Here is a 12456-nt window from a genome sequence, read left to right as displayed (position 1 = left end):
GTGGGTGGTTCGACACCCAGGTGACGCCGTCCGGGCCCTCCGGGTTGCGACGACGCGCGGGGAATCTCGAGCCGAGACCAGGTCGTGACCGGCTCCAGGACACGACCGAGGCCCCCGTACGCTCTGCGCGTGGCCCGTGCTGAGCTCGACAAGCAACCGACCGACGTCCGTCGGATGTTCGACGCGGTCGCGCGCCGCTATGACGTCACCAACGACGTCCTCTCCCTCGGCCAGGACCGCCGCTGGCGCCGCGACGTCATCGACGCCGTCGACCCGCAGTTCGGCGAGATGGTTCTCGACCTCGCCGCCGGCACCGGGACGTCGAGCCAGCCCTTCGCCGACCGCGGTGCGCGCGTCGTGCCCTGCGACTTCTCGCTCGGCATGCTCCGCGTCGGCAAGCAGTCCTTCCCGCACCTGCCGTTCACGGCCGGCGACGGCACGCAGCTGCCGTTCGCCGACGACACCTTCGACGCGGTGACGATCTCCTTCGGACTGCGCAACATCGTCGACCCTGCCGCGGGCCTCGCCGAGATGCGTCGCGTCACCAAGCCCGGTGGTCGACTGGTCGTCTGCGAGTTCAGCCACCCGACGTGGTCGCCGTTCCGCACGGTCTACATCGAGTACCTCATGAAGGCGCTGCCCCCGGTCGCCCGCGCGGTCTCGTCGTCACCGGACGCCTACGTCTACCTCGCCGAGTCGATCCGCGCCTGGCCCGACCAGGAGGCCCTGGCCACCATGATCGGCGAGGCCGGTTGGCTCGCGCCCGAGTGGCGCAACGTCACGGGCGGCATCGTCGCGCTGCACCGCGCCACCGCCTGAGGTCGGCCCGGGGTCGGCCCGAGTCAGGTCGACGCGAGCAGCAGCAGCGCGAGGCTGACCTCGACGGCGGCGCCGAACACGTCGCCCGCGACCCCGCCGAAACGCTTCGCCGCCCGGCGGACGAGCCAGGCCACCGCGAGCAGCGCCACCGCGGCGCAGACGACGGCGCGCCACCAGGGCAGGTCGTTCACCTCCATGACGACCCCGAGCACGGCGGTAAGCACCACCCAGCAGGCCACGGCGACGCCCGGCGCGATCGTGCCGACGTACGTCGCCGCCAGGCCGGTGTCCCGTGCCGCCGGGACGCCGCGCACCGACATCACCACGGTGACGCCGCGGGAGACGCAGACCAGCGTGCCGGCGAGCAACGGCCCCCACGCGAGCCCCAGGAGCGCGGTCAGCGCACCGATCTGGATGCCGAGGACGAGCACGAGGGCGGACGCCCCGGCGGGCCCTGCGTCGCCCCGCTTCATCACCTCCAGCGACCGCTCGGCGTCGTAGGAGCAGGTCAGGGCGTCGGCGGTGTCGGAGAGCCCGTCGAGGTGGAAGGCGCGGCTGCCGAGGGCCAGGGCGGCGATGGCGGTCGCCGCCACCGCGATCGGCGCCAGGTCGAGCTCGCGCCCGCCCCAGCACACCAGGGCGACCATCAGGCCGAGCGGCAGGACGGCGAGCGGCGCCACGATCATGCCCGGCACGGTGACCGAGCGGTCGACCTTGCTGGGCGGTCGGACCGGGATGGCGGTGAGCGTGCCGACCGAGAAGCGCACCACGTCCATGATCACGGCGTGAGGCTAGCGACCCACTCCGACGCCTGCACGTCGGGCCCGAATTAGGGGACGCCTTCATGACATAAATGCCCGGGCGGGAAGGGGTCTCGCGGGTCCCGGACCTGGGTGTGACCTGGCTGCCGTGGAGTGGCAGGATGTGGGCTGCGCCACCTCGTGATTCGCTTCACAAAGTCACAATCGCGGAGTCCGACGGCGCCGAGACACGGAAGGAGCGCTGGGATGGAGCTCTACACACCAGTGCTGGCACTGGCCCTCCTCGCGGCGTTGTTCGCCGTCGGGTCCGTCGCCATGAGTGCGTTCATCGGGCCCGCGCGCTACAACCGCGCCAAGCTCGACTCCTACGAGTGCGGCATCGAGCCCACGCCGCAGCCCGTCGGCGGCGGCCGCTTCCCGGTGAAGTACTTCATCACCGCGATGCTCTTCATCGTCTTCGACATCGAGATCATCTTCCTCTACCCGTGGGCGGTCCACTTCGACGCGATGGAGATCTTCGGGCTCGTCGAGATGGTCATCTTCATCGCCACCGTCTTCGTCGCCTACGCCTACGTATGGCGACGCGGCGGCCTCGAATGGGATTGAACGCCGCCATGCACGCACATTGCCTGCGTTGTCGTCGGTCGACGGCCGCTCCGCTGCGCTCCGCCGATGGCCGCCTTCCCTCCTCCGCCTTGGAACTGCACGCGCCTGACGACGTTCAACCGCTGGTCCAGAGAGGAACGACCTGATGGGTATCGAAGAGAAGCTCCCGAGTGGTGTCCTGCTGACGACCGTCGAGGGCGTCGCCGGCTACATGCGCAAGGCGTCGTTCTGGCCCGCCACCTTCGGCCTGGCCTGCTGCGCCATCGAGATGATGACCAGCGGTGGCCCCAAGTACGACCTCGCGCGCTTCGGCATGGAGGTCTTCCGCGCCAGCCCGCGCCAGGCCGACCTGATGATCGTCGCGGGCCGCGTCAGCAACAAGATGGCGCCCGTCCTGCGCCAGATCTACGACCAGATGGCCGAGCCCAAGTGGGTGCTGGCGATGGGCGTCTGCGCCAGCAGCGGCGGCATGTTCAACAACTACGCGATCGTGCAGGGCGTCGACCACGTCGTGCCCGTCGACATGTACCTTCCGGGCTGCCCGCCGCGCCCTGAGATGCTCATCGACGCGATCCTCAAGCTCCACGACCAGGTGCAGGCCACCAAGCTGGGCGCCAACCGACTGGCCCAGATCGAGGACCTCGAGTCCGAGGCGCTGCGTGCACTCCCGACGTCCGACATGAGAGGGCAGCTGCGGTGAGCGAGACTCCTCAGAACCAGTCCGGCCCCGACCAGCCCGCCGTCGAGCAGTCCCCCGAGAACGTCCCGGCCGAGACCGGTGAGGTCACCGCGGTCGGTGCCCGCACCGGCATGTTCGGCGCCACCGGCACCGGCGACACCAGCGGCTACGGCGGCCTCGTCGCCCCGATCGTCTATCCCGCCCCGGCCCAGCGCCCCTTCGGTGGGTGGTACGACGAGGTGGCCGACGCCCTCGAGGGCACGGTCGGCAACGTCGTCATCCACCGTGGCGAGATCACCTTCCACGTCCGCCGGGAGGATCTCGTCTCGGTCGCCCAGCACCTGCGCGACGCACCACAGCTGCGCTTCGAGCTGTGCACCGGCGTGAGCGGCGTGCACTACCCCGACGACCGGGGCAACGAGATGCACGCGGTCTACCACCTGCTCTCGATGACCCACAACCGTCGGATCCGCCTCGAGGTCAGCGTTGCCGACGCCGACGCGCACATCCCCTCGCTGGTGGCGATCTACCCCACCAACGACTGGCACGAGCGCGAGACCTACGACATGTTCGGGATCATCTTCGACGGTCATCCCGCACTCACGCGCATCCTCATGCCCGACGACTGGCCGGGCCACCCGCAGCGCAAGGACTACCCCTTGGGCGGCATCCCCGTGGAGTACAAGGGCGGCAGCATCCCGCCTCCCGACGAGCGGAGGTCTTACAGCTAATGACACACGACATGTACGCCGGCACCAGCGAGACGACCGAGGGCAAGGTCTTCACCGTCACCGGCCAGGACTGGGACTCGATCGTCGAGGGTCTCGCCGAGGACGTCGACGAGCGCATCGTCGTCAACATGGGTCCGCAGCACCCCTCCACGCACGGGGTGCTGCGCCTGATCCTGGAGCTCGATGGTGAGACGGTCACCGAGGCCCGCTGCGGCATCGGCTACCTCCACACCGGCATCGAGAAGAACATGGAGTACCGCTCCTGGGTGCAGGGCACCACCTTCGTCACCCGGATGGACTACCTCAGCCCGTTCTTCAACGAGGCAACCTACTGCCTGGGCGTCGAGCGGCTCCTGGACATCGAGGACCAGGTCCCCGAGAAGGCCAACGTCATGCGGGTGCTCCTCATGGAGCTCAACCGCATCTCCTCCCACCTGGTCTGCATCGCGACCGGAGGCATGGAGATCGGCGCCCTGACGGTCATGACGATCGGTTTCCGCGAGCGCGAGCTGGTGCTCGACCTCTTCGAGCTCATCACCGGGCTGCGCATGAACCACGCGTTCATCCGCCCCGGTGGCGTCGCGCAGGACCTGCCCCCCGGTGCGCTCGACGAGATCCGCGCGTTCGTCGCGCTGATGAAGAAGCGGCTGCCCGAATACGCAGCGCTCTGCAACGCCAACCCGATCTTCCGGGCCCGGCTCGACGGCGTCGGCCACCTCGACCTCGAGGGCGTCATGGCACTGGGCATCACCGGCCCCGTGCTCCGCAGCACCGGCTATCCCTGGGACTTGCGCAAGACCCAGCCCTACTGCGGCTACGAGGACTACGACTTCGACGTCCAGACGTGGGACACGTGCGATGCCTACGGACGCTTCCGCATCCGCCTCGCCGAGATGTGGGAGTCGCTCAAGCTCGTGGAGCAGGCCGCCGAGCGGCTCGCCGGCCTCGAGGGGGCGCCGGTCATGGTCGCCGACAAGAAGATCGCCTGGCCCAGCCAGCTCGCGATCGGCAGCGACGGAATGGGCAACAGCCTCGACCACATCCGCCACATCATGGGCGAGTCCATGGAGGGCCTGATCCACCACTTCAAGCTGGTGACCGAAGGTTTTCGGGTCCCCCCCGGGCAGGCCTACGTGCCGATCGAGTCGCCGCGCGGCGAGCTCGGCGCCCACGTGGTCTCCGACGGCGGCACGAGACCCTTCCGCACGCACTTCCGCGACCCGTCCTTCACCAACCTCCAGGCGACCAGCGTGATGAGCGAGGGCGGCATGATCGCGGACGTCATCGTGGCCATCGCCTCCATCGATCCCGTGATGGGAGGCGTCGACCGATGATCGACGAGACCACCTACGCCGAGCTCCGCGAGATCGCGGCCCGCTACCCCGAGAAGCGATCGGGGCTGCTGCCGATGCTTCACCTCGTGCAGTCGGCCAGCGGCCGTGTGACACCCGAGGGCATCGAGGCCTGTGCCGAGATCCTCGACATCACCGCCGCCGAGGTGAGCGGCGTCGCGACCTTCTACACGATGTACAAGCGCAAGCCGGTCGGCGACTACCACGTCGGCGTCTGCACCAACACGCTCTGCGCGGTCATGGGCGGCGACCTGATCTTCGACCGGCTCAAGCAGCACCTGGACGTCGGCAACGACGAGACCACGCAGCGACGCCCGGAGGACCAGGCCAGCATCACCCTCGAGCACGTCGAGTGCAACGCGGCCTGCGACTACGCCCCGGTGATGATGGTCAACTGGGAGTTCATGGACAACATGACCGTCCAGTCCGCCACGCAGCTCGTCGACGACCTGCGCGCCGGCACCGAGGTCCACTCCACCCGCGGCCCCAAGCTGTGCACCTGGCGCGAGGCCGAGCGGGTGCTGGCCGGCTTCCCCGACGGACTCGCCGACGAGGGCCCTTCGGCGGGTCCCGCCAGCCTGGTCGGTCGCGAGATCGCCCGCCAGCGCGGCTGGACCGCCCCGTCCTCCGACGCCTCGGGCTCCGCGCCCGCCGTCGCCCAGACCAAGGTCGAGGCGGTCCAGCAGGCCGACACCTCGCGCGCCGAGACCGAGACCGAGCAGGAGAAGGCCGATGACTGATGTGTTGACGCCCGTCCTCACGAACAACTGGGGCGACGAGCGCAGCTGGACGCTCGAGGCCTACGAGGCCCAGGGCGGCTACGGCGCGCTGACGAAGGCGCTCGCCATGGCGCCCGGCGACGTCATCACCGCGGTCAAGGACTCCGGCCTGCGCGGTCGCGGTGGTGCCGGCTTCCCGACCGGGATGAAGTGGAGCTTCATCCCGCAGGACAACCCCAAGCCGAAGTACCTCGTCGTCAACGCCGACGAGTCGGAGCCGGGCACCTGCAAGGACATGCCGCTGATGATGGCGACGCCCCACACGCTCGTCGAGGGCGTGATCATCAGCTCCTACGCCATCCGGGCCCACACCGCCTTCATCTACATCCGCGGCGAGGTCCTCCACGTCATCCGCCGGGTGCAGGCCGCCGTGACCGAGGCCTACGCCGCCGGCCACCTCGGCAAGGACATCCACGGCACCGGCTACGACCTCGACGTCGTCGTCCACGCCGGAGCCGGCGCCTACATCTGTGGCGAGGAGACCGCCCTGCTGGAGGGTCTCGAGGGGCGTCGCGGCCAACCGCGCCTGCGCCCGCCGTTCCCTGCGGTCGCCGGCCTCTACGCGAGCCCGACGGTCATCAACAACGTCGAGTCCATCGCCTCCGTGCCCAGCATCATCGAGCACGGCGCCGAGTGGTTCGCCTCGATGGGCACCGAGAAGTCCAAGGGCTATGGCATCTTCTCGCTCTCGGGACATGTCAAGACCCCGGGCCAGTACGAAGCCCCGCTCGGCATCACGCTGCGAGAGCTGATCGACCTGGCCGGCGGCATGCGCGACGGCCACGAGCTGAAGTTCTGGACCCCCGGCGGGTCCAGCACGCCGCTGCTGACCAAGGAGCACCTCGACGTCCCGCTCGACTTCGAGGGTGTCGGTGCCGCGGGCTCGATGCTCGGCACGCGCGCGCTCCAGCTCTTCGACGAGACGACGTGCGTGCTGCGCGCCGTGCTGCGTTGGACCGAGTTCTACAAGCACGAGTCCTGCGGCAAGTGCACCCCGTGCCGGGAGGGCACGTGGTGGCTGGTGCAGACCCTCGCCGCCCTCGAGAAGGGCCAGGGGAGCGAGAGCGACCTGGAGCTGCTCCTCGACCAGTGCGACAACATCCTCGGCCGCTCCTTCTGCGCCCTCGCCGACGGGGCGACGAGCCCCATCTCCAGCTCGATCCAGTACTTCCGCGACGAGTACCTCGCCCACCTCACCCACGGTGGCTGCCCGTTCGACCCGGCCGCCTCGACCCTCTTCGCCGCTGAGGGAGCCTCCGCATGACGCAGACCAACCACCGGGCCAACGACAGGACCCCCGAGAAGGTGGAGGTCGAGCTGGTCTCGGTCACCATCGACGGCATCCAGGTCAGCGTCCCCAAGGACACCCTGGTGATCCGGGCCGCCGAGCAGGTCGGCGTCCAGATCCCGCGGTTCTGTGACCACCCGTTGCTCGCGCCCGTCGGCGCGTGCCGCCAGTGCCTGGTCGAGGTGCCCGACGCGGGCAACGGCCGCGGCTTCCCCAAGCCGCAGGCCTCATGCACGCTGCCGGTCGCCGAGGGCATGGTCGTCAGCACCCAGGCGACCAGCGAGGTGGCCGACAAGGCGCAGCAGGGCATCATGGAGTTCCTGCTCATCAACCACCCGCTCGACTGCCCGGTCTGCGACAAGGGTGGCGAGTGCCCCCTGCAGAACCAGGCGATGTCCAACGGGCGCGGTGAGTCCCGCTTCTCGGCGGCCGGTGGCATCAAGCGCACCTACCCCAAGCCGATCAACATCTCCGCCCAGGTCCTGCTCGACCGCGAACGCTGCGTCCTGTGCGCCCGCTGCACGCGGTTCTCCGAGCAGATCGCCGGGGACCCCTTCATCGCGCTGATCGAGCGCGGCGCCCTCCAGCAGGTCGGGATCTACGAGAAGGAGCCACTGCAGAGCTACTTCTCGGGCAACACCATCCAGATCTGCCCGGTCGGCGCCCTCACCTCCGCCGAATACCGCTTCCGCTCGCGCCCCTTCGACCTGGTCTCGACGCCCTCCGTCGCGGAGCACGACTCCTGTGGCTCGGCCATCCGCGTCGACCACCGCCGTGGCAAGGTCATGCGTCGCCTCGCGGGCAACGACCCCGAGGTCAACGAGGAGTGGATCACCGACAAGGACCGCTTCGCGTTCACCTACGCCACCGAGGCCGACCGGCTCACCTACCCGCAGGTGCGTGACGAGGACGGCTCGCTGCGACCCGCGTCCTGGCCCGAGGCCTTCGCCGTCGCGGCCCGCGGCCTGCGAGCTGCCGGCCCTGCGGCCGTGCTGCTGGGTGGACGGCACACGGCCGAGGATGCCTACGCCTACAGCAAGTTCGCCCGTGTCGCGCTCGGCACCAACGACATCGACTTCCGCGCGCGCCCGCACTCCGCCGAGGAGGCACAGTTCCTCGCCTCCCAGGTGGTGCTCACCGCGCCCGGGGGCGGCGGGGTCACGTACGCCGACCTGGAGACCGCCCCCACGGTCGTGCTGGTCGGCCTCGAGCCCGAGGACGAGGCCGGCGCGATCTTCCTGCGTCTGCGCAAGGCCGCCGAGGCCGGTCGCAGCCGGGTGCTCGCCATCGCGCCCTTCAGCACGCGCGGCCTGCACAAGATGCGCGGGACGCTGATCCCGACCGTGCCCGGCCAGGAGCCGGCCGCACTGGACTCCCTGCTCGGCCACGCCGACCACGGCATCGACGCGGCCAGCGTGATCCTGGTGGGTGAGCGCCTCGCCACCGTGCCCGGTGCCCTGTCCGCTGCTGCCGCTCTCGCCGGCAAGTCCGGTGCCCGGCTGGCCTGGGTCCCGCGACGCGCGGGAGACCGCGGTGCGGTCGAGACCGGCTGCCTGCCCAACCTGCTGCCCGGTGGCCGCCCGGTCGCCGACGCGTCCGCACGCGTCGACGTCGCCACCTCGTGGGGCGTCGACTCGCTGCCCGACAGCGAGGGACGCGACGCGTCCGCCATCGTCACGGCGCTCGTCGCCGGTGAGCTCGGCGGCCTGGTCGTCGGGGGCGTCGACCCTGACGACACCGCTGACCCCGATGCCACGCGAGCGGCGATCGAGGCAGCCGGCTTCGTCGTGGCCCTCGAGCTGCGCGAGACCGAGGTGACCCGGGCCGCCGACGTCGTCTTCCCGGTCTCCACCGTCACCGACAAGGCCGGCATGTTCGTCACCTGGGAGGGCCGTCCGCGGACCTTCGACGCGGTGTTCAGCAACCCCAAGGCGTTGCCCGACCTGCGCGTCCTCGCCGGCATCGCCGAGGAGCTGGGCGCACCGCTCGGCTTCCGCAACGTCGCCGAGGCGCGCGTCCAGATGACCGACCTCGGCCCCTGGGACGGTGCCCGCGCGGCCGCCCCGACCGTCGCCGCGACCGTTGCGACGACCGGTGACCTGGACACCGGCCTCGCGCTGGCGTCCTGGAAGCAGATGCTTGACCGCGGCTCGCTCCAGGACGGCGACAAGCACCTGGCCGCCACGGCGCGGCCGACGGTCGCCCGCGTCGGGCGGACGGTCTTCGACGCCATCGGTCCGACGATCACCGTGACCGGTGACCGTGGGTCCGTCACGTTGCCGGCCGTGGTGGCCGACGACATCGTCGACGGGGTCGTGTGGCTGCCGGCCAACTCGTTCGGCAACGGTGTCCTGGCCGACGTGGCCTCGCCCGGATCCCGCGTCACCGTCAAGGGAGGCACCCCGTGACCAGCACCATCCTCGGCCAACTCGTCCCACTGGCGGCTGACGACCTCAGCGCCTTCGGCCAGGACCCGTGGTGGCTCGTCGTCATCAAGGCGGTGCTGATCTTCGTGGTCCTGGTGCTCCTGACGTTGTTCAACATCTGGTGGGAGCGTCGCGTCGTGGCCCGGATGCAGCACCGCATCGGCCCCAACGTCAATGGCCCCTTCGGTCTCCTGCAGTCCCTGGCCGACGGCGTGAAGCTGGCCCTGAAGGAGGACCTCGTCCCGAAGGCCGCCGACAAGGTGGTCTTCCTCCTCGCACCGATCCTCGCGGTCGTGCCGGCCTTCGTGACGTTCAGCGTGATCCCCTTCGGCCCCGAGGTCGGGGTGCCGTTCTCCGACCGGACGACTCCCCTGCAGCTCACCGACATGCCCGTCGCGGTGCTGTTCGTGATGGCGATCGCCTCGATCGGCATCTATGGCATCGTCCTCGGTGGCTGGTCCAGCGGATCGACGTACTCGCTCCTGGGCGGTCTGCGCTCGAGCGCCCAGATGATCTCCTACGAGGTCGCGATGGGTCTCGCGCTGGTCGCGGTGTTCCTCTACGCGGGCTCGATGTCGACCTCGGCCATCGTCGATGCCCAGAAGGACCTCTGGTTCGGGCTGATCCTGGTGCCGTCCTTCGTCATCTACCTCATCGCGATGGTGGGGGAGACCAACCGTGCGCCCTTCGACCTCCCCGAGGCCGAGGGAGAGCTCGTCGGAGGCTTCCACACCGAGTACTCCTCGCTGAAGTTCGCGCTGTTCTTCCTCGCCGAGTACATCAACATGGCGACCGTCTCTGCGCTCGCCACGACCCTGTTCCTCGGTGGGTGGCGTGCACCGTTCTGGATCGACGAGGTCTGGGCAGGCGCCAACGAGGGCTACGTCCCGCTGATCTGGTTCTTCGGCAAGATGCTCTTCTTCGTCTTCGGGTTCATCTGGCTGCGGGGATCGCTGCCGCGGTTGCGCTACGACCAGTTCATGGCCTTCGGGTGGAAGCGACTCATCCCGATCGCCCTCGTGTGGATCATCGCCGTGGCGACGATCCGCGTCGTCTCGCTCAACGACGGCGTCGACCGCCGCTACCTGCTGATCGGCATCGGCGTGCTCGCGGCCGGCTTCCTGCTGCTCTTCCTCTTCGGTGCGGCCGACGAAGCCGACGAGGACCAGCCCTACACGCAGCCCGAGGCGACACCCGGTGGCTTCCCGGTGCCGACCATGCCGGCCGGCGGACCCGTGCGCGGCGCCGCAGCCCCCCTCACCTTCGACACCCCGATCTCGAGCCCCGCCGGAGCCGGCGCGGGCAAGGAGGCACACGCTGATGGCTGAGTCCAAAGGCATGAAGGAACAGTTCTGGGACCCCGTCGCGGGTTTCGGCGTCACCTTCCGCACCATGTTCAGGAAGGTGGTCACCGAGCAGTACCCCTTCGAGAAGATGCCCACGGCTCCTCGTTTCCACGGCCGTCACCAGCTCAACCGGTGGCCCGACGGGTTGGAGAAGTGCATCGGCTGCGAGCTGTGCGCCTGGGCCTGCCCGGCGGACGCGATCTACGTCGAGGGCGACGCCAACTCCGATGCTCCCGACGGGGAGCGGTTCAGCCCCGGTGAGCGCTACGGCCGCGTCTACCAGATCAACTACCTGCGCTGCATCCTCTGCGGCCTCTGCATCGAGGCGTGTCCGACCCGCGCCCTGACGATGACCAACGAGTACGAGCTGGCCGACAACAACCGTGCCGACCTGATCTACGAGAAGAGCGACCTCCTCGCGCCCCTGCTGCCGGGCATGGAGCAGCCGCCGCACGCGATGCTCCTCGGCGACGACGCGGAGACCTACTACCGCGGCGAGTTCGCGGCCCCCGCCCCGGGTGCCGGCTCCGCCGCGCCGTCCGGCGACGAGGTGTCGTCGTGATCGCCTTCTGGGTGCTGGCCCCTGTCATGGTCCTCGCCGCCCTCGGCATCCTCTTCGTGCGCAAGGCGGTGCACGCGGCCCTGCTCCTGGCGGTCGTGATGATCAGCCTCGCCATCCTCTACGCCGTGCTCGAGGCGCCGTTCCTGTTCGCGGTGCAGATCATCGTCTACACCGGCGCCATCTTGATGCTCTTCCTCTTCGTCGTGATGCTCGTTGGTGTCGACGCCTCCGACTCGGTCGTCGAGACCATCCGGGGCCAGCGCGTCATGGCGGTCGTCGGCGGCCTGCTGCTCGGGCTGGTGCTGGTCATCGGCCTGGGCCAGATCACGCTCGGCACGGCCGTGGGCCTCGACGAGGCCAACGACGGTGGCAACATCCAGGGTCTTGCCAACATTCTCTTCTCCCGCTACGTCTTCGCCTTCGAGACCACCAGTGCGTTGCTCATCACCGCAGCCGTGGGCGCGATGGTGCTGGCGCACCGTGAGCGGCTCACCCCCAAGGCCGGGCAGGCCGAGACGGCCGCCCAGCGCGTGCGCGACTACGCCGACAAGGGCCTGCACCTCGGGCCCCTGCCCGCGCCCGGTGTGTTCGCCCGTCACAACGCGGTCGACACCCCGGCCCTGCTGCCCGACGGCACGGCCTCGTCCGCCTCGATCTCGCGCGTCCTCGCCGCCCGCGGCACGGTGCGGTCCGCTCCGGCGCTCGCCCACGACATCGAGGGCGTGCAGCGCTCGTTGGCCGGCGAGACCGAGCGGCACGACCTGCACAGCAACGACGACCAGCCGAGGGAGCCCGGGCATGAATGAATACATCGTCCTCTCGGCGATCCTGTTCACCATCGGCTGCGTCGGGGTCCTGACCCGGCGCAACGCCATCGTGGTCTTCATGTGCGTCGAGCTCATGCTCAACGCCTCCAACCTGGCGCTCGTGACCTTCGCCAAGCAGCACGGCAACCTCGACGGGCAGATCGCGGCCTTCTTCGTCATGGTCGTCGCCGCCGCCGAGGTCGTGGTCGGGCTCGCGATCATCATGTCCATCTTCCGGACCCGCCGGTCGGCCTCGGTCGATGACGCCAGCCTGCTGAAGCTCTGAGAGGCTCGACAACCA

13 protein-coding genes are annotated in these 12456 nt (G+C 69.7%); 12 read left to right on the top strand and 1 reads right to left on the bottom strand.

Going from position 1 to position 12456, the window contains the following annotated elements; translation table 11 throughout:
• Nucleotides 1-84: 84 nt before the first annotated feature.
• Nucleotides 85-819, top strand: a complete 735-nt coding sequence (locus BM204_RS11630) for a demethylmenaquinone methyltransferase (protein WP_371863259.1) — start codon at nucleotides 85-87, stop codon at nucleotides 817-819.
• 23 nt (nucleotides 820-842) lie between these two features.
• Here the strand turns inward: BM204_RS11630 and BM204_RS11625 are convergent, their stop codons facing one another.
• The gene (locus tag BM204_RS11625; RefSeq protein ID WP_091113592.1) at nucleotides 843-1595 is read right to left on the bottom strand and encodes an adenosylcobinamide-GDP ribazoletransferase; all 753 of its coding nucleotides are present in this window, start codon (nucleotides 1593-1595) and stop codon (nucleotides 843-845) included.
• Nucleotides 1596-1826: 231 nt separating this feature from the next.
• Between BM204_RS11625 and BM204_RS11620 the strand changes: the two genes are divergently transcribed.
• The 11 genes from BM204_RS11620 (at nucleotide 1827) to nuoK (ending at nucleotide 12441) form a co-directional block, all read left to right on the top strand.
• Nucleotides 1827-2186: an NADH-quinone oxidoreductase subunit A gene (locus BM204_RS11620; protein WP_091113403.1), complete on the top strand. Its 360-nt coding sequence runs from the start codon at nucleotides 1827-1829 to the stop codon at nucleotides 2184-2186.
• 145 nt (nucleotides 2187-2331) lie between these two features.
• Complete coding sequence (locus tag BM204_RS11615; protein WP_091113400.1) at nucleotides 2332-2886, top strand: NuoB/complex I 20 kDa subunit family protein; 555 nt, start codon at nucleotides 2332-2334, stop codon at nucleotides 2884-2886.
• The gene (locus BM204_RS11610) at nucleotides 2883-3596 is read left to right on the top strand and encodes an NADH-quinone oxidoreductase subunit C (protein WP_091113398.1); all 714 of its coding nucleotides are present in this window, start codon (nucleotides 2883-2885) and stop codon (nucleotides 3594-3596) included. Before BM204_RS11615 ends, BM204_RS11610 begins: the two co-directional genes overlap by 4 nt.
• Entirely contained in the window at nucleotides 3596-4930 is a 1335-nt protein-coding gene (locus BM204_RS11605; RefSeq protein WP_091113396.1) for an NADH-quinone oxidoreductase subunit D, read from the top strand. The genes BM204_RS11610 and BM204_RS11605 overlap by 1 nt, the downstream gene beginning before the upstream one ends.
• Entirely contained in the window at nucleotides 4927-5688 is a 762-nt protein-coding gene (gene nuoE, locus BM204_RS11600; protein ID WP_091113393.1) for an NADH-quinone oxidoreductase subunit NuoE, read from the top strand. The genes BM204_RS11605 and nuoE overlap by 4 nt, the downstream gene beginning before the upstream one ends.
• Nucleotides 5681-6991: an NADH-quinone oxidoreductase subunit NuoF gene (gene nuoF / locus BM204_RS11595; protein WP_091113391.1), complete on the top strand. Its 1311-nt coding sequence runs from the start codon at nucleotides 5681-5683 to the stop codon at nucleotides 6989-6991. The genes nuoE and nuoF overlap by 8 nt, the downstream gene beginning before the upstream one ends.
• On the top strand, nucleotides 6988-9423 hold the full coding sequence (locus BM204_RS11590) for an NADH-quinone oxidoreductase subunit G (protein ID WP_091113389.1): 2436 nt from the start codon (nucleotides 6988-6990) through the stop codon (nucleotides 9421-9423). The genes nuoF and BM204_RS11590 overlap by 4 nt, the downstream gene beginning before the upstream one ends.
• Complete coding sequence (nuoH, locus tag BM204_RS11585; protein WP_091113386.1) at nucleotides 9420-10769, top strand: NADH-quinone oxidoreductase subunit NuoH; 1350 nt, start codon at nucleotides 9420-9422, stop codon at nucleotides 10767-10769. The genes BM204_RS11590 and nuoH overlap by 4 nt, the downstream gene beginning before the upstream one ends.
• Nucleotides 10762-11349, top strand: a complete 588-nt coding sequence (gene nuoI / locus BM204_RS11580; protein WP_091113384.1) for an NADH-quinone oxidoreductase subunit NuoI — start codon at nucleotides 10762-10764, stop codon at nucleotides 11347-11349. The genes nuoH and nuoI overlap by 8 nt, the downstream gene beginning before the upstream one ends.
• Nucleotides 11346-12155, top strand: a complete 810-nt coding sequence (locus BM204_RS11575) for an NADH-quinone oxidoreductase subunit J (protein ID WP_091113381.1) — start codon at nucleotides 11346-11348, stop codon at nucleotides 12153-12155. Before nuoI ends, BM204_RS11575 begins: the two co-directional genes overlap by 4 nt.
• On the top strand, nucleotides 12148-12441 hold the full coding sequence (gene nuoK / locus BM204_RS11570) for an NADH-quinone oxidoreductase subunit NuoK (protein ID WP_091113380.1): 294 nt from the start codon (nucleotides 12148-12150) through the stop codon (nucleotides 12439-12441). The genes BM204_RS11575 and nuoK overlap by 8 nt, the downstream gene beginning before the upstream one ends.
• Nucleotides 12442-12456 lie beyond the last annotated feature (15 nt).

The organism is Nocardioides psychrotolerans (assembly GCF_900113685.1).
In the GTDB taxonomy this organism is placed as follows: Bacteria; Actinomycetota; Actinomycetes; order Propionibacteriales; family Nocardioidaceae; genus Nocardioides; species Nocardioides psychrotolerans.
This window is presented reverse-complemented; position numbering and strand designations above follow the sequence as displayed.